Origin of the sequence: Halomonas sp. Cn5-12, from assembly GCF_021532545.1 — a bacterium.
GTDB lineage: Bacteria > Pseudomonadota > Gammaproteobacteria > Pseudomonadales > Halomonadaceae > Vreelandella > Vreelandella aquamarina.
This window is the reverse complement of record NZ_JAKGAY010000039.1, coordinates 1-21,673: the sequence shown is the minus strand read 5'-3', so window position 1 is coordinate 21,673 and position 21,673 is coordinate 1. Positions and strand designations below refer to the sequence as shown.

At 56.9% G+C, this 21,673-nt stretch carries 18 protein-coding genes; 8 read left to right on the top strand and 10 right to left on the bottom strand.

What is annotated here, in order from left to right; translation table 11 throughout:
* Nucleotides 1-19: 19 nt before the first annotated feature.
* Nucleotides 20-952: a CZB domain-containing protein gene (locus L1249_RS15585; RefSeq protein ID WP_228168901.1), complete on the bottom strand. Its 933-nt coding sequence runs from the start codon at nt 950-952 to the stop codon at nt 20-22.
* Between the two features lie 340 nt (nt 953-1,292).
* Nucleotides 1,293-2,012 (bottom strand): murein L,D-transpeptidase catalytic domain family protein, encoded by a 720-nt coding sequence (locus tag L1249_RS15580; protein ID WP_044628986.1) that lies wholly within the window; start codon nt 2,010-2,012, stop codon nt 1,293-1,295.
* A 172-nt stretch (nt 2,013-2,184) separates the two neighbouring features.
* Here L1249_RS15580 and L1249_RS15575 point away from each other — a divergent pair, with 172 nt between their 5' ends.
* Nucleotides 2,185-3,816 carry a L,D-transpeptidase family protein gene (locus L1249_RS15575; protein ID WP_172415985.1) on the top strand — a complete coding sequence of 544 codons (1,632 nt, stop codon included), beginning with the start codon at nt 2,185-2,187 and terminating at the stop codon, nt 3,814-3,816.
* Between the two features lie 101 nt (nt 3,817-3,917).
* On the opposite strand, the gene L1249_RS15570 is transcribed toward L1249_RS15575, so the two are convergent.
* Nucleotides 3,918-5,612 carry a peptidoglycan DD-metalloendopeptidase family protein gene (locus L1249_RS15570; RefSeq protein ID WP_228168900.1) on the bottom strand — a complete coding sequence of 565 codons (1,695 nt, stop codon included), beginning with the start codon at nt 5,610-5,612 and terminating at the stop codon, nt 3,918-3,920.
* A 594-nt stretch (nt 5,613-6,206) separates the two neighbouring features.
* Between L1249_RS15570 and L1249_RS15565 the strand changes: the two genes are divergently transcribed.
* A complete protein-coding gene (locus L1249_RS15565) occupies nt 6,207-7,127 on the top strand; it encodes a LysR family transcriptional regulator (RefSeq protein WP_172415987.1) in 921 nt (306 codons plus the stop codon).
* A gap of 81 nt (nt 7,128-7,208) precedes the next feature.
* Nucleotides 7,209-8,201 carry a glutathione S-transferase family protein gene (locus L1249_RS15560; RefSeq protein WP_172415988.1) on the top strand — a complete coding sequence of 331 codons (993 nt, stop codon included), beginning with the start codon at nt 7,209-7,211 and terminating at the stop codon, nt 8,199-8,201.
* A 100-nt stretch (nt 8,202-8,301) separates the two neighbouring features.
* On the opposite strand, the gene L1249_RS15555 is transcribed toward L1249_RS15560, so the two are convergent.
* Nucleotides 8,302-8,784, bottom strand: a complete 483-nt coding sequence (locus tag L1249_RS15555) for a PRC-barrel domain-containing protein (protein ID WP_044628991.1) — start codon at nt 8,782-8,784, stop codon at nt 8,302-8,304.
* Between the two features lie 571 nt (nt 8,785-9,355).
* Here L1249_RS15555 and L1249_RS15550 point away from each other — a divergent pair.
* Together L1249_RS15550 and nfi are read left to right on the top strand one after the other, a co-directional pair.
* On the top strand, nt 9,356-11,068 hold the full coding sequence (locus L1249_RS15550) for a DEAD/DEAH box helicase (protein ID WP_058575942.1): 1,713 nt from the start codon (nt 9,356-9,358) through the stop codon (nt 11,066-11,068).
* 141 nt (nt 11,069-11,209) lie between these two features.
* A complete protein-coding gene (gene nfi, locus L1249_RS15545; protein WP_058575943.1) occupies nt 11,210-11,899 on the top strand; it encodes a deoxyribonuclease V in 690 nt (229 codons plus the stop codon).
* Here the strand turns inward: nfi and L1249_RS15540 are convergent.
* Nucleotides 11,896-12,606 (bottom strand): glutamine amidotransferase, encoded by a 711-nt coding sequence (locus tag L1249_RS15540; protein ID WP_058575944.1) that lies wholly within the window; start codon nt 12,604-12,606, stop codon nt 11,896-11,898. The genes nfi and L1249_RS15540 overlap by 4 nt on opposite strands.
* A 112-nt stretch (nt 12,607-12,718) precedes the next feature.
* Here L1249_RS15540 and tpx point away from each other — a divergent pair, with 112 nt between their 5' ends.
* On the top strand, nt 12,719-13,222 hold the full coding sequence (gene tpx, locus L1249_RS15535) for a thiol peroxidase (RefSeq protein WP_058575945.1): 504 nt from the start codon (nt 12,719-12,721) through the stop codon (nt 13,220-13,222).
* Here tpx and L1249_RS15530 read toward each other — a convergent pair.
* Together L1249_RS15530 and L1249_RS15525 are read right to left on the bottom strand one after the other, a co-directional pair.
* Complete coding sequence (locus tag L1249_RS15530) at nt 13,212-13,895, bottom strand: gamma-glutamyl-gamma-aminobutyrate hydrolase family protein (RefSeq protein WP_058575946.1); 684 nt, start codon at nt 13,893-13,895, stop codon at nt 13,212-13,214. The two genes, tpx and L1249_RS15530, sit on opposite strands and share 11 nt — an antisense overlap.
* Nucleotides 13,888-14,886, bottom strand: a complete 999-nt coding sequence (locus tag L1249_RS15525; protein WP_058575947.1) for an amidoligase family protein — start codon at nt 14,884-14,886, stop codon at nt 13,888-13,890. The genes L1249_RS15530 and L1249_RS15525 overlap by 8 nt, the downstream gene beginning before the upstream one ends.
* 126 nt (nt 14,887-15,012) lie before the next feature.
* On the opposite strand from L1249_RS15525, the gene L1249_RS15520 reads away from it, so the two are divergent.
* Entirely contained in the window at nt 15,013-17,439 is a 2,427-nt protein-coding gene (locus tag L1249_RS15520; RefSeq protein ID WP_058575948.1) for a mechanosensitive ion channel family protein, read from the top strand.
* Here L1249_RS15520 and L1249_RS15515 read toward each other — a convergent pair.
* The gene (locus tag L1249_RS15515; RefSeq protein ID WP_058575949.1) at nt 17,356-17,787 is read right to left on the bottom strand and encodes a hypothetical protein; all 432 of its coding nucleotides are present in this window, start codon (nt 17,785-17,787) and stop codon (nt 17,356-17,358) included. The genes L1249_RS15520 and L1249_RS15515 overlap by 84 nt on opposite strands.
* Nucleotides 17,788-17,818: 31 nt before the next feature.
* Nucleotides 17,819-18,793: a DnaJ domain-containing protein gene (locus tag L1249_RS15510; protein ID WP_058575950.1), complete on the bottom strand. Its 975-nt coding sequence runs from the start codon at nt 18,791-18,793 to the stop codon at nt 17,819-17,821.
* A 111-nt stretch (nt 18,794-18,904) separates the two neighbouring features.
* Between L1249_RS15510 and L1249_RS15505 the strand changes: the two genes are divergently transcribed.
* Complete coding sequence (locus tag L1249_RS15505) at nt 18,905-20,335, top strand: hypothetical protein (protein WP_062361411.1); 1,431 nt, start codon at nt 18,905-18,907, stop codon at nt 20,333-20,335.
* Nucleotides 20,336-20,397: 62 nt separating this feature from the next.
* Here the strand turns inward: L1249_RS15505 and L1249_RS15500 are convergent, their stop codons facing one another.
* Nucleotides 20,398-21,522, bottom strand: coding sequence for an aminotransferase class V-fold PLP-dependent enzyme (locus tag L1249_RS15500; RefSeq protein WP_137094262.1), 1,125 nt, complete (start codon nt 21,520-21,522; stop codon nt 20,398-20,400).
* Nucleotides 21,523-21,673 lie beyond the last annotated feature (151 nt).

The window sequence follows — 21,673 nt, the reverse complement described above, 5'->3', positions numbered from 1 at the left end:
GTGTTATATGGGGAGCAATTTAAGGCGCATCAGCAAGCGGTGAAGGATGACTTGCTGACATCGGTATCTCATAAACAGCCTGCTCCATAAGCTGATCAAGTTGCTTAGCAAGTGCTACGCTTGCTTCCTCCATTAGTGCTAGGGAGGCCAGTTGACCCGTATGATCCCCTTGTCTTGCATAGCGCAAAGCGTCCAAGCCGCTTTCATGGAAGCGGCGGTGAGGAGCCGCCAGCGAGCGATACGCCTCGGTATGTTTGTAGCGCCGCCCCTCGCCCGTAAAGTACCAGCGGCCTAGCGTACAGTGCTGATGATCCACCATGTGGTCCTCGAAATAGGCGGAAAGTAGCTGGTGGTAGATCCGACTTTTCCAAACGGCGTGCTCTAGCTTGGCAGCGTGCAAACAGGCCGTCGTGGTGCTGTGGTGAATCACTTTATACATATGACGTGCTTGATCCATGAGTTGCTCTATCACCTGCTCTGCCGCTTGGGCTGCATTGACCAGCGCCGTAGATGTTTCCCGCTGATGGGCCTGCACGCGAGCATCTTCTTTTAGCAATATGGCAACCTGCTCAATCCAGTGATCCAATTGGTGGCCTAGATGCTGCGTATGGTCGGCAAGGTGCTGGATATCGCTGACGATAGCAGGTAAGCCAGAGGGCTCCTGGTGTATATGAGCCTCCTCTAGCGCCGTGGTCATGGCAAGTGCACGGGTATGCCCGGCGTTATGGGATAGCTCTACACCGATTTTGCGTAGCTCGTGCAGCGCCTGTTCGCTAGCGAGCGGGGCTGCATAGTGAACATCTGCCTGTTGGAAGCGTTGACACTGGTGTTTGATCGTCTGAGCCGTTTGTTCGGCATGATGAAACCGCGCAAATAGGTCTGACAAAGTGGCCCGTTCACTCGCTAACTGCTCGGCATGGTGTTCGGCCCCCGTGCTTAATGAAGTCAGCATATCTGCTCCTTTGGACTGGAGCATGCTGATCGATTCAACCGGTGTCATCAGGCTAATAGCACGGCAACCATGAACGCTTTTTTCAGTCGCAAGCTGAGTACGCAGCTCGGTAACTTCATGCTCTAAACGGCGGATCGTTTGAAAGGGGTGCATAAAGGCAAACATGACCAATACCTGCAGTAGCGGAGCGTTGTGTGATCTTTTATCACAGAGTATTGCAGAGGGTTTCCATGTCTGCCTGGAAAGAGTATCGATTCACGATCAAAATCAACCTCTTGCATATAAAAAGAGGGAGTATTTTCATGCTTCACGACTGCTTTTCTTAATTGTTACCTACCCTTTAGCGGCGAGCTAACGACAGTGCGGTAGGGCAGTTAATCACCTGAGAAGTAGCTAACCACTCCTCATCAGGGTAGTAAGCAAAGACATACTGGTTCTCTTTCAAACTATCAATCAGCGGATATGTGATGTCTTCACGCACGGCGGGGCAGCCGTGGCTACGGCCAAGGCGGCCGGTTTGCGCAATAAAGTCATCGCTAACATAGTCGGCGCCGTGAATAACAATTGCTCGCTCAAAAGCTAGATCGTTCACTTCTGGCTCCAGGCCGTCCAGGCGCAGCGAATAGCCATTACGGCCGTAGTAGCTATTCATAGTGCGGAACAGGCCAATGCTGGACTGATGGCTGTCAGGTGTATTCGAGAAAGCACTAGCCACCGCATCGCCAGAGCCCTGGCCATGTGACACCAGCTCTTCAAACAACAGGGTATGCTGGTGAAGGTCAAATACCCACATGCGTGGCTCTGAAGAGGGGAGCGAGTAATCAATTACGGCTAGGCGCTCTGCTGATGGGTCTGCACAGCTTAGTGCCTGGGCAGCAAGGCGCAGTGCCTCGGGCGTGGCCCCTGGTGCTAACTGGAGTAACTGGTGGTGAAGAGGAGAAACACCCGCGGGCGGTGCTGTTGCCACCTGGGAGAAAAAACTCGCCGCTTGAAGCGGGTAAGAAAGTAACACGATAGGTAAAGAAAACAGTACAGTGGTTATGCGTGAGCGAAAAAGCATGGGTGCAATCCTGACTAAAGTGGCGAAAAAAGGGTACACACGTAGAGTCATAACGAGTAAACGTAAACGGCTATGATAAAAAACGCGTATCGGTACGGGAACAGCTGATATGACGTTAAGCAAAAAGAGTGAAGCCACACCACAACGCTGCATAGTAACGCAAGGAGGGGCGATGAACGACAATCAGCCACTAAGACGATGGGCGATAGGGGCCGCGCTCTGTCTGACGCTAACCTACCCACTGATGGCCACCGCAAGCGAACCCGCTAGCGAAGCGTTACAGCAAGCGCTGACACAACGCATTCAGCAAAGCGGAGAAACGCTGCCGGTAGAGTCGTTTTACCAACTGAGGGATGGGCAGCCTGCTTGGCAGGCTATCAACCGTGTTGAAGCGCTGGTCAGCGCATTGAGTAGCCTCGTGGATGACGGTTTAACGCCGAGTGATTATCAAGCCGCTTCGCTGTTGGATGATTTTCAGCTTAGCCAGCAGCTAGACGCCCAAGCGAAAGCAAGCTTCGATGTGCGCGCTACTCGTTCGCTGCTGTTAGCACTGGATCATTTATCGCTAGGTAAAGTGAACCCTAAAGACGTCGAGCCCAACTGGGACTTACCACGCCCTGAGCGGAGTTATGCACTTCCTCGGGTAGTGCAGGCGGTTGAAGAGGGGGATGTGCATCAGGCGCTGGCTTTCGCTCGCCCCGCATCTCCTGAGTATGCTCAGCTGCGCGAAGCGTTGACGCATTACCGCCGTTTGGCAGAGCAGGGCAGCGTGCCTTACTTGCCGGGGCGTGAGGAGTCGCTGCGTCCCGGCGATATTGATGACGACGTTCAAACGCTACGCCAGCGCCTGACACTCTGGGGCGAGCCCCACCTGCTGGCAGCAGATAGTAGCGCTTACCCCATGGTCGACGTGCAGGCGTCAGGAGCTGACCCTCGCAGCTTCGACCGAGAGTTAGCGCAAGCGGTCATGCGTTTTCAGCGACGCCACCAGTTGCAAGAAGATGGCGTAGTGGGAGAGCGCACACGACTGGCACTGAACATGCCCGTCTCCGCACGAGTGAACCAATTGCGCATCAACCTGGAGCGCGCCCGCTGGATTCGCCCTTCGCTGGAGCGGGCGCCCAACGTATGGGTCGATATTGCAGGCTATCGCTTGCATTATACGCGCCCCAATGGCCAGCATTGGGATACCCGAGTGGTGGTGGGCTCGCCCAGTCGTGAAACGCCGATCATCCACTCCTCGATCAGCCACTTGACCGTCAACCCAAGCTGGACGATCCCACCGACCATCATGCGGGAAGATGTGCTGCCACGGGTTCGCCAGGATGTGGACTATCTAACGCGACAGAATATTCAGGTCGTGAGCCTAGCCGGTGAAACGTTGGATGCCCAAACGATTGATTGGCAGCGTCCTGGAGGCGTGATGCTTCGCCAAGTGGCAGGGAGCAGCAATCCTCTGGGACGTGTCGTGGTGCGTTTTCCCAATAACGATATGATTTACTTGCACGATACCCCGGCAAGAGGGCTCTTTCAGCGTGAGCACAGGGCGCTGAGCTCTGGCTGTGTGCGGGTTGAGGGGGTAACGGAATTTGCCCAGCTCCTACTGCATGACAGCGGCAGCCGCTATCAACTCAATACGCTGATCGCGAATGGCCGCAGCGATCAAAACGTGAACTTGCCTGACCGTATTCCGGTAGCGCTGCACTATCTGACTGCTTGGCCCAACGGGCAAGGCGATGTAGTGTTTAGAGAGGATATCTATCACCGTGATGCGGCGCTGCTCGCAGCGCTCAAAGCGGTGTAAGTCGCTCGTCATTCATCACTACTGTTCATCACTACGGGTAGTATCAAAAAAGCCGCCCCACGTCGTGTGGAGCGGCTTTTTCGTATCGCCGTGGAGAGTACTTATTGGAGGCTTTCGTCGCTGTCGTTATCGCGCTCGTAGTTAGCCACGCTAATGGTGCCGGTTTCGCCACTCTCCAGCGCGGCCAACATCGGCTCGGCTTGGCGTTGGAACGCGATCAGCGTGTCGCCGCTTAGGCTAGTGTTCTCGGGCAGTTCGACCGTCATCGCGTTCACCGGCGTGTTATTGACGATGACTTCATAATGTAGGTGGGGGCCTGTGCTGCGGCCGGTATTACCGGACAGCGCAATACGATCGCCCATCGTGACGCGCTCGCCCTGGCTGACTAATGGTTGTGACAAATGCAAATAGCGGGTGCGGTAGCCGTTGTCATGGCGCACGACGATGTAACGACCGGCAGCATGGTGGTTGCCGACACGCTCGACGCGACCATTCGCAGGCGCGGTGATAGGGGTGCCAATGGGCATCGCAAAGTCGGTGCCGTTGTGCGGGCTCACTCGACCGGTGACCGGGTGTAGGCGGCGTGGGTTGAAGTTGGAGCTAAGACGATAATTACCTTCGAAAGGATGACGCGCAAAGGCTGGATCTAGGCTGCTGCCTTCGGGCGTGTAAAAATTATCGTCGGTGGTATTGCGCACGACGGTCAGGTCCATGCGCTCGCCGTCATACTTAACGGCCAGTACACGCGAATCAAGTGTCTCGCCATCGATCATGTCAGATTCGACCAAGACCTGAAACTGATCCCCCCGGCGGCTGTCACGACGGAAGTCCAGCTTTTTTTGCAAGATGCGCGTAAGCTCCGTGACGGAGCTGCTGCTCAAGCCGGTGGCTTGGGCTGAGCGAGCAAAGCTGCCCGTTACGCTACCGGCATAAAGGCGCTGTACGGGCTCACCCTGACGTTCGATAGCCGTAATGGCGTATTGGTCACTATCCCGCTCTAGTAGAACGCCTTCGCGCGTGTTCTTCATCATGCGCAGTGCCAATAACCGGCCCGTTTCGTCCAACTGGTAGTCGAAGCTGTGACCTGCACGCCAATGCGTCAACATACGAGGATCGGGTAGGTCGTCCAGCAGGGCGAGCACTTCGCTGTACCCCAAGCCCAGCTCGTTTTGCGCTAACACGGCAAACATCTCGCCAGGCTCGACGATATGAGTTTCCCACTCAGGAACGAACGGCTCTTCGGCTGCCAGCTCCAGTTCCAGGAACGAGACATCGTCCTCGTAGAGTTCGACCCCATAATCCTCGTAAGAAGTGGCATCAGCGATTTCGACGGAGTTGTCGACATTGAGCATGCCGCTTGTAATCGTGCCTAACACGATGGCCATATGAAGGGCACCGTCATCCAGTGCCCCCTCGTGCAGCGCTACCTGAGATTGGGCATCGCGTGGCTCAGCTTCACTCGCCATAGAGGCTTCTGCGCTGGTAATCACGTCGAGATCAACGATCTCGGTGGCTGCTAATTCACTTAAGGGGATATGTTCACGGGTGGAGTCGAGCGCGCGGGAGGCACGGTCGATCGCTTCTGCCACAGGCGTTCGCTCTTGACGAAGCGAGGGGACGCCAGGCGCAGAGTCGCTAGGAAGCGGAACTAACACGCTTTCCAGCGGAGTTTGGGGTTGATTCAGGTCATCATAGGTCGTGATAAGTTTTTGTGCGCCCAGCACAGTGACCATGGTGGCCACAGGTAACAGTAATAATTTATGCGTGCGGGGCAGCGAATGAAGGATTCGCAACATGGGTAAATGGGCCGCCAAGTTCGTGAAATAAAAGTAACATGATAGTAAGTAAACTCGGGAACCATACCCCATGGAGGCAGGAGTGAATAGACTGTACATCTATACACAAAACATACTTCCGCTAAAAAGCGGAATTATTCAACTTGTGTGAGGATTTATGAACACCGTTTGCTAACAAAAGTAACGTTGAACGTGCATGCTAGTGTGCGACGGCCTTCACATTATTTTGCTCTTAATCATAGACGTAAGTTAGGCATTGCGAAAGATATTATACAGCTTGCGTCTAACTTAAAAGGCTTTTATCTCTTTTTGCGACTTTAATGAGCAGCCAAACAGGGTCTGAGTGAGAGGATCTACACCACGTTAGCAGCTTATACGATGATCATTACTCAAATAATTGAGGCAGCGTTAAAGATAACGAACAGTTTTTTGTAATTTTTTGTATTTTTGGCGAGTGGGCTTTTGTCTTAGCGCGCTGCCGTTTACGCAGTGTTTGTCAGAGAACGAGTACTCGACGCTATTTCCTGGCATTCTAGTGGTATTTTTTCGAAGATGAAGTGGGTTGTTTCGCTGTATGGCGTCGAGGAAATCGAAATGTCTCGGGTAACACTAGCGCAGTGGCAGATGCTGGCCGCCGTGGTGGATCACGGTGGATTCGCACGGGCGGCAGAGGCTATCCACAAAAGTCCCTCCACGCTTAATCATGCGGTCCATAAATTAGAAGAGCAGTTGGGTATTCAGGTGCTTGAGCCGGTAGGTCGACAGGTACGCCTAACAGAAGCAGGCGAGCTGCTGCTTCGCCGTGCGCGCCAATTGATCGAGAGTGCGGAGTCACTGGAAGATGTAGCGTCGCGGCTTGCGGCGGGTTTAGAGGCTGAAGTGGTGGTGGCCATCGACCAAATTTTTTCTGCGGCTGCTCTGGCAAAAGCGTTGGAGCGCTTCTCTGACACCTACCCGCAGGTCAGAGTGCAGCTTCACGAGAGCGTGCTCAATGGCGGTACTGAAATGCTCTACGACGGCCGGGCAGATTTGGTGGTCTCAGGTATTGAAGCCCAGGGGTTTTTGGGTGAACCGCTGGTAAATGTTCGTTTTGTGGCGGTCGCGCATCCAGGCCATGCGCTGCACCAGCTGGGGCGTTCGCTGGACTTGCGCGACCTAGCGCAGCATCGACAGTTGGTGGTGCGAGACTCTGCACTACGCCAGTCTACCAACGCTGGCTGGTTAAAAGCCGAGCAGCGCTGGACGGTCGGGCATGTGAGTACCTCGCTGGATATGCTGCTGCGCGGGCTAGGGTTCGCCTGGATCCCCGAAACCCGCATCGCCGATGAGCTGGCCAGCGGTCAGTTGAAGCCGCTTCCGCTAAGCGCCGGGGGGATACGCGAAGTCCCCGTTCAATTGATCTTCCGTGACCGTGACCGCGCAGGCCCCGCGGCCCATGCCATGGCGGCAGCGTTAAAGCGGGCAGTAAAAGAAGTCTGCGAGCAACGTTCGATTCCCTCGAATGAACAGCCGTAAAACATGCGCTTGAGCCTGAACCAGTCGGGGGTATGCTGAACGTCAATCACAGTATAAAACGTTCAACGTAGGAGACGCCTGATGGGACTGCTTGTAAACGGTGAGTGGGTAGACCAGTGGTATGACACCAAAAAGCATGGCGGTGAGTTTGTACGTGAGTCCGCGCAACTGCGCGATTGGGTGGGCAGTAGTGAAGAGTCGCAAGGCGACAGTTATCCGGCCCAAGCGGATCGCTACCACCTTTATGTATCGCTCGCCTGCCCCTGGGCGCACCGTGCGCTGATCATGCGCAAACTGAAAGGTCTGGAACCGTTGATAGGTACTTCTCACGTTAGCCCACTGATGCTGGGCAACGGTTGGACATACCATCAAGACGAAGGCGCCAGCGGCGATCCGATCAATCACGCTGAGTTTCACCACCAGCTCTATACCATGACCAACCCGACCTACACTGGGCGGGTCACGGTGCCGGTATTGTGGGATAAACAGCGCAGCGCGATTATCAATAACGAATCCGCTGATTTGCTGCGTATCTTCAACCGAGCCTTCGATGAGCTGACAGGCAATAACCTGGATTTCTACCCAGAAGATCTGCGCAGCGTCATCGACGAAGTAAATGATGACGTATACGACCATATCAATAATGGCGTTTACAAATCCGGGTTCGCCACCGAGCAGCAGGTGTATGAGAAGCACGTGACCGCACTCTTTGATGCGTTAGAGCGTATTGAGAAGCGGCTGGCAGAGCATCGCTACCTAGCGGGGGAGTGGTTCACCGAAGCGGATATTCGCCTCTTCACAACGCTAATTCGCTTTGACGCGGTCTACTTTGGTCACTTCAAATGCAATTTCAAACGCATTGAAGATTACCCGAACCTTTCCAACTACGTGCGTGAGCTTTACCAATGGCCGGGTGTGGCGGAGACCGTCAATATGGATCATATCAAGCGACACTACTATTACAGCCACGACACGATTAACCCCACGCGTATTGTACCAGCAGGCCCGCTACTGGACTTTATGCGCCCGCACGACCGGGAGCGTTTGCCGGGACAGGGGATACGTCGCCGCTAAATGCTGTACGCTATGTACGAAGCTGTATGCTATGTACGAAAAAGGGCCATCCGCTTGGGTGGCCCTTTCCTATATTGCTGTGTATCAGCAAACAAACGTGTTACTCGTTGGCATCTATTGCTTCACGAGTAGACTGCCAAGCGCTCTGTGCACCTTCTTTAGTGGTTTGCCAAGCATCGCGTGCGTTCGCTTTGGTTTGTTCCCACCAGTCGCGATCATACGTTGGGAATGACTCCACTTCTTCAGATGTAGCTTCCAACATGATGCGATGCTCAGTGTCGCCATCGTTTTCAGTATGCGTCTCAAGCGTAAATTGGTCAGTGTTCACTACAATTTCGCGTCCGCCTAAGCCAAGTACAGCGCCACTCTCGATTACGAGGGCTGAAATACGCATCTCTTCGTCAAACAAAATGTCATCGACTTCGCCAATCTCTTCGCCTGACCCATTGGCAAAGAACACTTCTGCATCAAGGATATCATCGGCAGAGTACATACCCTGCGGCTCTGTTTGCGCCTGAACATTAAAGGCCATACCGCCAAGCAGTGCCGTTGTAATTGCAGTCGTGAGGATTGATTTACGCATAGCTTCTCTCCATGTGGCTATAAAAGTAGCGTTTTAACGCTAACAATAATCTGATCCCAGTTTATGTGCATCACGCCTTGAAGTTCTTGAACAACGTGAGGCACCTCTCAGGTTAGACCAATAGTGAACAAGTGCAAGTTTCAGGATGATATTGGTTAAAGTAAAAAAGCTGGTCAGCTCACCAGTGGGGTGGTAGGATGCGCGCTCCTCGCATGTGTTGACCCCTCCATCACGACGGCAAGCGTTGATTCAGTGGCCTTGTGGCATTGAGCAGAACGTTTGCAGGAACATCCCCTCGACTGGATGTTCATTGCTGTGAAGATGGCGCGCCTCCAGCATTTCACCAAACGGGTGAAATCGGCGCAGAAGGTCGCCACAGCGGTTGGCCCGCAAATGCGGTGTTGCCAACCGAATGCCAGGTGCGACCGGCGTCTCCGACTCCACTGATGACGATATCCGCGATGCGGAGCCTTGTTCTTTTGCAGCGTACTGTTACGCGCTGCATGAAAACAGAGTCAGAGACGCTTACGATGTTTTTTGCCGGTTCTTCCGGCCTACCAAGGTGTGATTAATGACCTCGACTTCTGTCGCCTCGCCGAGCTTCGGCGATCTGGCTCTATTGCCTGCCGTTCTGTCTGCTGTTGAAGCACAGGGCTATGAAACTCCTTCACCCATCCAGGCGCAGACCATTCCTGCGTTGCTGGAAGGTCGCGATATGCTGGGCCAAGCGCAAACGGGTACCGGCAAAACCGCTGCTTTCGCACTACCGCTGCTGTCGCGTCTCGACATGCAGCGTCGCGAGCCCCAGGTACTGGTGCTTGCGCCGACCCGCGAACTGGCTCAACAGGTCGCCGTCTCTTTTAGCCGTTATGGCCAAAACCTTCAGGGGTTGGAAGTGGCTACCCTCTGCGGTGGTCAAGAGTACCGTGAGCAGTTAGGCGCGCTGAAGCGTGGTGCCCAAGTGGTAGTGGGCACGCCGGGCCGCGTGATTGACCACCTGGATCGTGGCAGCCTGAAGTTAGATGGCCTGTCTGCGCTGGTGCTGGACGAAGCCGACGAAATGCTGCGCATGGGCTTTATCGACGACGTAAAACGCGTGGTTGCCGATACCCCGAAAGATGCTCAGCGTGTGTTCTTCTCGGCGACCCTGCCGACGGAAATCGAGCGCATCGTCAACCGTTATTTGGTCAACCCGGTGAAGGTGGCGATCGAGTCGCGCACCACCACGGGTGAAAACATCGAGCAGCGCCTCGTGCGTGTCGACGGTGGTGCCAAGCTGGAAGCGCTGTCGCGCATTCTCGAAGTCGAGCCGGTCGACGCGGCCATCGTGTTCGTGCGCACCCGTGCTGCCTGTACCACGCTGGTCGAGCAGTTGACTGCTCGTGGCGTCAACGCCGCTGGCCTATCGGGTGATCTAGATCAGAGCTTGCGTGAGCGCACCATTACCCGCTTGAAGCGTGGCAAAGTGGACGTGCTGATTGCGACTGACGTTGCTGCCCGTGGTCTTGACGTTCCGCGTATTACGCACGTCATCAACTACGACCTGCCGCAAGATGCTGAAGCCTACACCCACCGTATCGGTCGTACCGGTCGTGCGGGCCGTAGCGGCATCGCAATCACTTTCGCGGGCTTCCGTGAAGGTCGCAAAGTGGGTTGGATGGAGCAGGCAACCGGTCAGAAAATGACTGAAATGCCGCTGCCTGACGAAGCCGCTATTCGCGCCCACCGTGATGAAGTGTTCCATCATCGCGTTGTTGCCGCGCTGACGAAAGGTGCAGAAGAGCAGCGTGCCCTGGTCGAGCGTTTGGTGGAAGAGGGTCACGACGCCGTCGAGCTGGCCTGCGCGTTTGCCGCCATGGCCCGCGCCGACGAAGCGCCGATTGGTCGTCTTCAGGCACCGCGCAAAGAGCGTGCCCCGCGCGATGGCGCACCGGGCAAGCCGGGCGGTGCTCGTCGCGAGCGCTCCAGCGCGCCCAGCGAAGGCATGACCCGCTACCGTGTTTCCGTTGGCCATAAAGACGGTGTGAAGCCGGGTCAACTGGTCGGCGCGCTGGCGAACGAAGGCGGCATTGAAGGCGCGCGTATCGGTCGTATCGATATTCGCAACGCTTTCTCGGTCGTTGAACTGCCTAGCGGTCTGCCGTCTACCATTCTGGCCAAGATGGCTCGTGCCCGTGTGGCCGGTCGCCCGCTGGAAATCAGCGAAGACCGTGCGCCTGAGCGTGCACCGCGCCGCCGTCGTGACGATGGTGACGCGCCGGTTCGCCGCCGCGAACGTGCGTAACTCAGTCTTGGGCGCTTAACATCGCCTAACACTTGAGTCACGTCGATCCCCCTATGCCACTGGCCTCGTGCCAACTGGCGTAGGGGGATTTTTTTTGGCTACGCTATACGTACCTCACTTTGATAGTCACAAGGAGCATGCATGGACGCTGCGCTACACGAATGGAGCCTGTCACCCAAACAGGCGATTGCGCTGCAGTCACAACTCGCCCAGCAGCTAGAGAGCCGTGACCGCATCAACCCGGTGAGGTATATCGCGGGGGTAGACATTGGCTTTGAAGAGGGCGGGGCGGTGACGCGGGCGGCAGTGGTGGTGTTGCAGTGGTTGCCAGAAGAGGCTCCGCATCTACCGGTGGTCGAGCAAGTGGTGCATCGCGAACCCACACGCATGCCCTATATTCCAGGGCTACTCTCCTTTCGCGAAATCCCCGCTGCGCTAGGTGCGTTTGCCAAGCTCAAGACTCAGCCACAGCTGGTGATGGTCGATGGCCAAGGCATCGCCCACCCCAGGCGGCTAGGGGTCGCGGCACATCTAGGGCTTTGGCTTGATCTACCTACCATCGGTATCGCCAAGTCACGGTTGACTGGTAAGCATGCAGAGGTTGGTGAAGCGCGGGGCGATTGGGTACCGCTCATGGCCGGGCAGGAGGTGATTGGTGCCGTACTACGCTCGCGGGCGAACGTAAAGCCGGTATTCGTCTCGCCGGGGCATCGGCTTTCGTTGGATACCTCCCTTGAGTGGGTAATGCGCTGCCTGGGCCCAACCAAGCTGCCTGAGCCGACCCGCTTGGCAGATCGGCTGGCATCGCGGCGAGATCAAAAGAAGCGTTAAATAAAGTCGATAAAAAGCTGCAGCAGGCTGGTCGCTTCTGGCGTCTCGCTAATCTCATTGAGTAGCTGGTCTGGGTTGTCACCCTGGTCACGCAGGGCTGCGCGCTGGCGCTCAATGTAGGCGCGCATGACGGGCGGTGAAAACTCAGGGTGAAACTGCACGCTCCATTGGCGCGGCCCGTAGCGTAGCGCTTGGTGGGCATCATGGCAGTTGTGGGCCAGAATAGTAGCGCCATGAGGAAGCTGCATCACCGACTGTGCGTGGGTGAGGTGAGCAGGGAAGTGCACGGGTAGTTGGCTAAAGAGCGGGTCTTGCTGGCCTGCCTGGGTTAAGCGTACCGTCCGAGTGCCCGATTCTCGGCCAGCGGGGTGATAGTCGCTAATACCGCCAAACGCCGCCGCCATTAGCTGATGGCCATAACAAACGCCCAGCAGCGGCAGGTTATCGGCCAGTGCTTGCTGCAGCCAGGGTTTTAGCGCCTCGCTCCAGGAGGGCTGCTCGCTCACCATGCTGTGAGAACCGGTAATCACGGCACCTGCAATGTCGTCGGGAGGCGTCGCCGTCAGCCGCGCATCCCACACCTTTAGCGTTAACTGCTCGGGTAACGTATCGTTCAGCCGCCGGATAAACAGCTGCTCAAAATCACCGTGTTGGTCGACCACTTCAGGGAAGGCGTCCCCGGTTTTAATAATGACTAAAGAGGCCATGGCATTCTCGTTATCGTGTCGCGGCGGTGGAAAGATAGCCGAATCAGGTCATTACGCTGTAAGCTGAAACGTCTTGTTTAATTACCGTTTTACCATACATTAGGAGCTTGATATGCAACAGATTACTCGTGCAGGGCAGCCGATAGATGTAGCAGGTACTCTACCTGTCGTTGGGCAACCTGCCCCAGCGATGACGCTGACCAACAGCGACCTGGAAGATGTCACGCTGGACACCTACCAAGGCAAACGTAAAGTGTTGAACATTATACCCAGTGTGGACACGCCCACCTGTGCGATGTCTACCCGGCGGTTTAATGAGCTGGCCTCCAGCCTGCAAGATACCGTTGTACTGGTAGTCTCGGCTGACCTGCCGTTCGCCGCCAAGCGCTTCTGCGGAGCCGAAGGGCTGGATAACGTTGAGATGCTCTCCACCTTCCGCCATCGGGAATTCCAGGAAGCCTGGGGCGTGGCGCTGTGTAACAACAGCATGGAAGGGCTGTGTGCCCGTGCGGTCGTTGTACTGGATGCGGACAACCGCGTGCTGCACAGCGAGCTGGTTAGCGAGCTGAAAGACGAGCCGGATTACGAAGCGGCTCTCGCGGTGCTCAACGGCTAATTCGTTCGCGCCCTTGTTTGGCAGCCGCCACCAGCGCGCTAATCAAGCGCTGCTGGGGGCGGTTGAAGATTAGCCATTCGGGATGCCACTGTACGCCAATCAGAAAGTCGTGAGCTTCGGACTCAATCCCCTGCACTAGCCCATCTCTGTCTCTCGCGACGATTTTAATGCCTTTTCCCGCCTGGTTGACGGCCTGGTGATGCAGGCTGTTCACCCGACACCAAGTGACGCCCAGCAGTTGATACAGTTGGCTGCCGCCGACGATATCGACCGTTTTACGGGGCAGCACGGTACGCCGCCGCTTCAAGCCTTCATGGGTGGTATAGATATCGGGATCCAGCGTGCCGCCCAGATGCACGTTGATCAGCTGCGCACCTCGGCAGATGCCCAGTACTGGCGTATGGCGGGGTATGAAGCGCTTCAGCAGGCCGAGTTCCAGCTCGTCACGAGCCGGGTCCAGGCGCACGTCCAGCTGCACTTCACCGCCGTACAGGTGGGCTTGAATGTCGTCCCCGCCGCCAATGATCAGGCCGTCCAGATGCTCTGGCAAGGGGCGGGAAGGGGAAAGCCGCAGCGGCCTGCCGCCGTGACGCCAGACGGCAAACCAGTCAAAGCACCAGGCAAGCTGGCTTTTGTAATCCGAGGTCGTGATGCCGATCAAGGGTCTAGACATAGCCAAACAGTCTGCGCTTGAGGCGCTGCCACCAGGGCTGGCGCTGTTCGGCCATGTACTCCTGGCAGCGGGCGTGAAGGTTGTCCTGATCGTGGGCCAGCTTCTCTACCTCCACCCAGCGGTTCCACTCCATTACGCTGCCCCAGCCCGGCTGCGACAGCTGCGCATTGGGCAACCGATAATGGAAGGTGGGCCGTGGCTTGGTCAACTGGCCGTGCAGCAGCGCGTGAGGGTGTTCCGGGCGCAGGTGGGCAAACAGCGGCAGAAGGTCCAGCTCGCGGTTACGGGTAGGGTTATCGGCCAGGTAGTCGTCGATGAAGGTATCTAGGTCCGGCTGGTAACGCAGATCCAGCACCTTACGGGCGTACTCCTTGGGAAACGGGTTGGCGTGAGGCAGCACTTCGCGGGTGATATCCACCTTAATTTCTTCACGCAGCCAATTGGCTAGCAGCAGGTAGGCGCGCATCATGGCGAGCAGGTACTCCACCTCCTGGCTTTCCACCTCAGGGTTCAGGTGTAGACCAAAACCATAGAGCAGGCTGGCATCGGTGCCTTTGGCGCCTTTTTCCCGCAGCGTTTCAAAGAGCGTATCGAGTGTTTCTAGCTCGTCCCAAGGAATAGGCGGGCAGACGATTTCGGTGGGCACCAAGCCGGTCACCATATCGCCGATTAGCTCGCGGGTTTTTTGGTGAAACTCTACTCGCCGCTGGTGCTGCTGGCGCGCCCATTCACTGTCGCTTTCATGGTGCTCTTCCAGCAGTGCTTTATCAGGGTGGGCGTATTGGGTATCCAGCTCAATGCCAAACTCTCCCCAACGTGTGCCTTCCACCTGTAGCCGATGAGGGCTGACCACGTTAAGCTCCCCACCAAATAGCGTGCGCACCAGCTCAGCCGTCTCGCGGGGCGGTAGCCCGGCAAACTCGATTTCAACGCCGACGCAGCGTGTTTGGCCATCTTTATTTACGCGTTTGGGTGGGGCTTGCAGCGTCATCTCGGTATCCTTGAGAGGAACGTTTGAAGGGGCAGCCTATCATAGTCACGCGTTGAGGCTGAGCGTAATCAACGAAGTAAATGTTAATCACCGGTACCTGTGGCCGGTCTATGTCGGGAGTAATGCGTGCGACAGCACTGGATAACCAAAATCATCGTAGGCGTAGTGCTCAGCATGCTGCTCAGCGCGGCGGCACTGGCGCAGAGTGTTTCCTTGCCTAACCTGACGGGTGGCGACTCGTCGGAACAGTCCGAGGTAAGTAACGAAGATTTTCAGCGCTCGCTTGGCAATGTGATCTCCATACTCGAAAACGAGGAGCAGCGCACCGCACTACTGGACTCGCTGCGCGAGCTGCAGGTGAGCACCGAGGCCGCCGAGGAGGATGGCGTCGTCCGCCAGGGGTTGTTAGGCGCGCTGGCCGATACGCTAACCGACATTGGCGAACAGGCCCAGGCGGGAGATTCACCGATTGACGAGTGGTCACGCCAGCTAGTGCAGGGGGCGGATGACTTACGCGCTTTACATGATGGCGCTGACCAAGGGGAGGTCATTCGCGCGGTGGCCGACGGCGCCGTGCTGGCCTTTGTATGGAGCGCGCTGTTGGTAGTGATGATTGCCTTTGGCCGCTTAGTCGCCACGCGACGTCACTGGCCGTTGGATCTTCCCCGCGACCCCAAAGCGTGGCTGCTGGCGGTGCACTTTTTACGTCGCATGCTGCCGTGGACGCTGTCATTTGCCATTACCCTCGGTATTGGTCAAATCCTGCCTTACAGCCCAGGGCGTGCCGTGGTGCTGGTGGTGGCATATATCTGCCTATGTGGCCGCGCGCTCTCGGTAGTGTTTGAGACCGTGATCGCCTTCTTCAGTCGGGGCCATCGCTTCCCGGCAGTGCAGGTGTTACAGCACAAAGCGCTGCGTGGCCTGTTTGTGATTGGCGCGCTGATTGCCTTGGGCGATGCGGTGAACTCCACGCGCTTAGTAGAACTACTGGGCGCAGAGCTTTCCGGCTTGGTATCGGTGCTGGCGAACATGCTGGCAGCGCTGCTATCGGCGCGCTTTATCTTTAAGTTTAAGCGCCCCATACGTCATCTGATTTGCAACCGGCCTTATAAGCAGCGCCGCGATGCCAGCGCCGCGGTTGAGATGATTCGTACCTTGGGGGGGCTGTGGCATATCCCGGCGCTTTTAATGGTTGGTGGCTCGCTGCTGGCGATTTTTATTACCGTAGGGGATGTGGGCACGGCCCTGGCGCGCTCGATTGTCTCTGCCAGTTTACTAGTGCTGACGCTAGTCGTGACCGGGCTGCTGCGCCGCCAAGCCGAGCGGCTCAACAAGCGCCGGCATCGCCGCCGCTTCAGTCAGTACCGCAAGCGTTTGGAACGTTTCGGGTTCGTGCTGGCACATATTTGCGCGTGGATGGTGTTCGCCGAGCTCTCTATGCAAGTGTGGGGCGGTTCGCTGTTTGGTTTAGGCCAGCAGGCGGTGGCCAGCGCCCGCATCGGGCAAGCGCTGGTGAGCCTTGGTGCTACGATTTTGCTGGCCTGGCTGGTATGGATTTTTGCCGATACGGCCATTCAGCGGGCGTTGACCTCTTCGGCTCGCTCCCGCGGGCGGCGTGTGAACCAGGCGCGGGCGCAAACCATCACGCCGATGATCCGCAACGTCATTTTCGTAGCGATTCTCATCATCGCGGTGATTGCGGGGCTAGCCAACCTTGGGGTGAACGTCACGCCGCTGCTGGCCGGTGCCGGTGTGATCGGTCTGGCGATTGGTTTTGGTGCCCAAACCCTGGTGCAGGATTTAATCACTGGTATTTTTATTCTGATTGAAGACTCGCTGGCGGTGGATGACTTTGTGCAGATCAACGGCCATATGGGCACAGTAGAAGGGTTAACACTGCGCACCGTGCGGCTGCGTGACCTGGACGGCGTGCTGCACATCATCACCTTCAGTCGTATCGAATCGATCCACAATATGTCCCGCCAGTTCGGTATTGCGCTGATGCGTATTCGCATTCCTTACGATATGAAAATCGACGATGCGATTACCCTGATGCAGGAGACCGCCCAGGAGCTACGTAAAGACCCGATGATGCGCCACTACATCTGGTCGCCGCTGGAGATGCAGGGCGTGCAGGGCTTTGAAGAGGGCTGCCCCATCCTGCGGATGCGTTTTCGCACTGCGCCGGAAATGCAGTGGGATGTTTCCCGCGCCTTTAACCTGCTGCTGAAGCAGCGCATGGAAGCACAAGAGATCGACCTGGGTGTACCGCGTTTGAGTGTCAGCATGGAAGCGCGCTCTGAGTCGCGTATGGAAGACACCTCCGGCACCGATTTAAGCATGGAGCGGGGCGAGGAGAGCCATTCTTCTTCCAATGAAGAGCCACATAAAAAGCCCGCGCCCCCGAAGCCCGCACCACGCCCCACTCAGGCGGAAATCCGTCAAGACGAGCGGGAGCGCCACGGCACGTCAGCCCAAGCCAAGCCCCAAGCTCAAGGCAAACCCCAAAGCGAGGCCTATGCCCGCCCCCACGGTGAAAACGGCGATGAGTAACCATGGCCCCCGCAGGCGACGCCAGCGGTTATAGAGCGAGACCGCGTGGCTGACGCGGTCAACTAGCTCATCGTGGCGGGAGATCGCGTTATCTGGCGGCAGCGAAAAATCATTGGCCACATCGCCCTGCCAATGGGCACCGTGGGTTAGGCCCAACCGGGCGCGCAGGCGCCCAATGTCGCTCAGGGTGTGGTGAAGGGTGTCGTAGGTTTCCCGGTGTGGGGCAACGGCGAGCACGGAGGTAGCATCCTGGCGTAGTGCGCTATTGGGGCAGCGGGCCAGGGCGCTCTTAATCTGCTGGTTGTTGGCATCCGGCGTCAGGGCGAGGCGTTGGTACAGGTCGCGCATAATCCAGGAAGTCTCTTTCCAAGCGTAGTGATTAGTAGGTTTGCATCAAATAATCATAGGCATTTTTGATGCGTTGAAAACGCGCCGACGCCAGAGCGACCTGGTGCTTGCTCTCGGAGTAGAAGCGGTCCGGGTGGTGTAGCTGAGCCATGCGCCGATATGCCCGGCGCACGTCAGCTTTGCTGGCACCGGGGGTTAACCCCAGCACGGCCAGGGCGCGGGTAGTGCGATCGGGAGGCGGTGGGCTGCTACGTTGCTGGCGTCGTCGTGACTCCTCTTGTCGCGCCTGTTCCTGGCGTGCTCGCTCCTGACGCGCTTGTTCGGCTCGGGCCTGTTCGGCGCTGGACTGCTCCGCCCGCGCTTTGGCACGGCGGGCGTCCTCTTTTTGCTGCTTTTTTTCCTGCTGCTTCTGCTTCTTTTCCTGCTGTTTATCGGCTTTGGCCCGCTGCTGCTGTTCAGCCTGTTCTTGCGATGCCTTCTCGCGTTGGGCGGCGTCGGCCTCTTCTTGCGCCTTCTGGGCGTAATAAGCCGGGTCGTGGGTTTGCCAATAGGCGTCGCGGCTTGGGTCTTCCGGCTGGCGCAGCGGCTGGCCAGTCAGTTCCTGAAAAAGCGTGCCCAAGGTGGCCGGCGCTACGTTTAGCAAATCGGCTAAAAAACGCAGGATATAATGGTTGGCAAGCGAGATATCGCCGTCGTCCGTGGCCACGGTAATCGCTTGGTGCATCACACTCAGGCTACGCTCTTTAGAACACTCTTTGCGTACCACCTCGGCGGCCAGCTGAATGGCGTGCAGGTCTTGGCTGTGGGCAATACTCATCACCGGCCCCAGTTCGTGTCCGTGGCGAAACTGCGATGTCACCTGGGCCAAGCGGCGACGCCGCTGGCCTTCCGAGACGTGCTGGCGGTGCACCAGCACCCAGCCCAGCAGTAGTAGTGTGGCCGTATCCACTTGGCTGCGGCTTTTGAGCAGCAGCAGCTCAAAGGGTGAAAAACGGGCGGTGGACATTCCCTAGCTCCAAGGCGAAATAGTAAACCGTAGCCTCTGTTTAGCAGACCACTATGGCGAGCTCACCATGGTATATCATCGTGTTTGGCAATGAAGTAGGAGATTCGTGAGGTGATCAACGTTGAGCGTAAAAATAGCTTCCAACTGCGCCTATCGCGGCGGCTAAAAGAAGAAACCTCGCATACGCTCGATGTGTATTTGTTCGTGCCCAAAGAGCTTGGGTTGAGCACTCACGTCATTTCCGAAGAGGCATTTTATCATGGTGCGATCAGTGTCTCGCGCACTTACTACAGCGACGAGTATCACTTGCCGCTGGTGCATAGCCGATTGGCTAGCCGTAACCAGTTGGGTAGCGACTCTTACCGCTTGAGCCTCAGCCTTTACGCCTATCAATACGTGGGGGCCTTGGAGCGCACCACCCAAGCCTTGCTGGCTGACGCCCGTAAGCTGCGTCGCGAGCCAACCGATGAGCCAGACGCCTGGAATGAGAAGGCCAACGCACTGACCGAACGGCTCGCGGAAATGAGTGACCTGAGTGACGGCATTCTCAAACGCCTGCGGCGCAACCCGCCCAGCGACGAGCGTCTTTATAAATACTTTGCCAATATCGACAACTACCTCTCCTGGTTCACCGAGCAGCAGCTATTAGCTCTAGTCGCGCATATGCCACGGGGCGGGCCGTTTAGTGATATCAAGCGGCGCTTTATTACCATTTGCCAGCGCGAAGGGGAGTACCGTCAGGCCCAGGAGTACAACGCCGAACGGGTCATGGAAGATCCGACTCGCATGTCGAATAAAATGCGCCTGCTGCGGCTCTTGATTGAGCAACCGATCACCCTCAAGCAGCGTACCCTGGAGCTGGGTAGCGGCGAACAAAAGGCGGTCAAAGCGCTGGCCACGGCGGTGGTGATGGCGTTTGTGTCGCTGGGTGTTCTGCAGCTACGCAACGCCTTGGGGGATATTACCGCACTGTTTGTGCTGGCCATGGCGCTGCTCTATGCGCTGCGGGAAGTCTTCAAAGATGACCTGCGTAACACGCTATGGCGCTGGCTGCGCCGTGGCCGCCCCAAATGGCGTCGCCAATACATCGACCCCACCCGCAACGCCCTGGTAGGGCGGCAACTTGAGTGGTTCGACTACAAGCGCTATTCCGCTCTGGATGACGATATTCAGCAGATGCGGCGGCGCACCGTGGCCCAGCGTGACGAGGTAGTGATGCACTATCGCTCCAGCTCGCGCATGTCGCCAACGCGCTTTCTCAGTGGTTATGAACACACCCGCGAAACGCTGCATATCGATCTCTCGATGCTGACCCGCCTAATGAGCAAAGAGAAACATCACATCTACCGGCTCAAAGATGGTCAGGTGGTGCGCGAGAGTGTGGAGCGGCGTCATCTATTCAACTTGGTAATCCGTGAAACGGGCAGTGAAGATACGCCTTATTTGGCGCGCTGGAAGGTCGTGGTCAGCCGCTCTGGCATCGTCGCGGTGGAAAGAGTCGCGGAGAGCAGCGCTGAACAAAATGGCAATAAACTGCGCTAGATCACAATAGTCTCAATGATCGTGCCCGCTATGCAGCTATGCACTAGCGGGCATTTTCTACCTTATGAGACTGCCTTGATTGCTTGTTCCAGGCTTTCCACGCTGCGCTCCGTATGGTGCAGCTTATCCAGCCCAAACAGGCCTATGCGGAAAGTTTGGAAGTTGTCGCCCTCATCGCACATCAGCGGTACACCGCCTGCCACTTGCACACCCGCCTGGGCAAGCTTGCCCACCAGGCCGCTATCCTCGCTATAGCACACCACTACGCCGGGTGCTTCAAAGCCTGGTGCAGCAACGCTTACAAATCCGTGGCGTTTCAGCATGGCGCGTACTTCACGTCCAACCGCCTGCTGCTCCTCTTTAACTTTGGCAAAACCGTAGTCGCGTGTCTCTTGCATGATATCGCGCAGTGTTCGCAAGGCATCTGTGGGCATAGTGGCGTGATAAGCGTGACCACCGTTTTCATAGGCCTGCATGATGCTATGCCACTTGCCCAGGTCACAGGCGAAGCTATTGCTCTGGGTCTCGTTCAAGCGCTGGGTGGCACGCTCTGAGAGCATCACCATGGCGCAGCAGGGGGGGCCACTCCACCCTTTCTGCGGCGCACTCACTACCACATCAATGTCCAGTGCCTGCATATCCACCCATAGGGTACCAGCAGCAATGGCATCCAATACGAACAGGCCGCCTACCGCGTGAGTTGCCTGCGCTAGCGCCTGAATATAGTCATCTGGAAGCAGCAAACCTGCGGAGGTTTCGACCTGAGGCGCAAATACTACCGCGGGTTGCTCGCTGTGAATCCGTGCAACGGCCTCGTCAATGGGCACTGGCTGAAAGGAGGAGTGCGGCTCATCGGCATTCAGGCGTCGTGCTTTAAGTACGGTGTGCTGGTCAGTTAAGCGACCCATTTCAATAATTTGTGTCCAGCGATAGCTAAACCAGCCGTTGCGAATGACCAGCGTTTTCTGGTCAAGAGCAAACTGACGCGCCACTGCTTCCATACCAAAGGTGCCGCTACCGGGCACGATCACCGCCGCGTGCGCGTTATACACCTCTTTCAACGTGGCAGAAATATCGCGCATCACCGTTTGAAACTGTTGTGACATGTGATTCAAGGAGCGGTCCGTGTAGACCACTGAGTACTCAAGCAAGCCGTCGGGATCGACGTTCGGCAGTAAACCAGCCATGGCGTTCTCCTACTGTTAGAACAGTTACCTGAATCCGTGAAGCCGGCGCCGACACTTTCCCTATCACCGCCAGCGAGCACTTTTTGATCATTCGCCCCGTGCAAGTTGGCTTTCGCAAGCCCGTTATTGCCAAAACCCACCGTGCTGATCG

What these genes read in the sequence shown, in the direction of transcription:
- L1249_RS15585 (WP_228168901.1), bottom strand. Translation starts at nt 952, where the DNA reads ATGCTGACTTCATTAAGCACGGGGGCCGAACACCATGCCGAGCAGTTA.
- L1249_RS15580 (WP_044628986.1), bottom strand. Translation starts at nt 2,012, where the DNA reads ATGCTTTTTCGCTCACGCATAACCACTGTACTGTTTTCTTTACCTATC.
- L1249_RS15575 (WP_172415985.1), top strand. Translation starts at nt 2,185, where the DNA reads ATGAACGACAATCAGCCACTAAGACGATGGGCGATAGGGGCCGCGCTC.
- L1249_RS15570 (WP_228168900.1), bottom strand. Translation starts at nt 5,612, where the DNA reads ATGTTGCGAATCCTTCATTCGCTGCCCCGCACGCATAAATTATTACTG.
- L1249_RS15565 (WP_172415987.1), top strand. Translation starts at nt 6,207, where the DNA reads ATGTCTCGGGTAACACTAGCGCAGTGGCAGATGCTGGCCGCCGTGGTG.
- L1249_RS15560 (WP_172415988.1), top strand. Translation starts at nt 7,209, where the DNA reads ATGGGACTGCTTGTAAACGGTGAGTGGGTAGACCAGTGGTATGACACC.
- L1249_RS15555 (WP_044628991.1), bottom strand. Translation starts at nt 8,784, where the DNA reads ATGCGTAAATCAATCCTCACGACTGCAATTACAACGGCACTGCTTGGC.
- L1249_RS15550 (WP_058575942.1), top strand. Translation starts at nt 9,356, where the DNA reads ATGACCTCGACTTCTGTCGCCTCGCCGAGCTTCGGCGATCTGGCTCTA.
- nfi (WP_058575943.1), top strand. Translation starts at nt 11,210, where the DNA reads ATGGACGCTGCGCTACACGAATGGAGCCTGTCACCCAAACAGGCGATT.
- L1249_RS15540 (WP_058575944.1), bottom strand. Translation starts at nt 12,606, where the DNA reads ATGGCCTCTTTAGTCATTATTAAAACCGGGGACGCCTTCCCTGAAGTG.
- tpx (WP_058575945.1), top strand. Translation starts at nt 12,719, where the DNA reads ATGCAACAGATTACTCGTGCAGGGCAGCCGATAGATGTAGCAGGTACT.
- L1249_RS15530 (WP_058575946.1), bottom strand. Translation starts at nt 13,895, where the DNA reads ATGTCTAGACCCTTGATCGGCATCACGACCTCGGATTACAAAAGCCAG.
- L1249_RS15525 (WP_058575947.1), bottom strand. Translation starts at nt 14,886, where the DNA reads ATGACGCTGCAAGCCCCACCCAAACGCGTAAATAAAGATGGCCAAACA.
- L1249_RS15515 (WP_058575949.1), bottom strand. Translation starts at nt 17,787, where the DNA reads ATGCGCGACCTGTACCAACGCCTCGCCCTGACGCCGGATGCCAACAAC.
- L1249_RS15510 (WP_058575950.1), bottom strand. Translation starts at nt 18,793, where the DNA reads ATGTCCACCGCCCGTTTTTCACCCTTTGAGCTGCTGCTGCTCAAAAGC.
- L1249_RS15500 (WP_137094262.1), bottom strand. Translation starts at nt 21,522, where the DNA reads ATGGCTGGTTTACTGCCGAACGTCGATCCCGACGGCTTGCTTGAGTAC.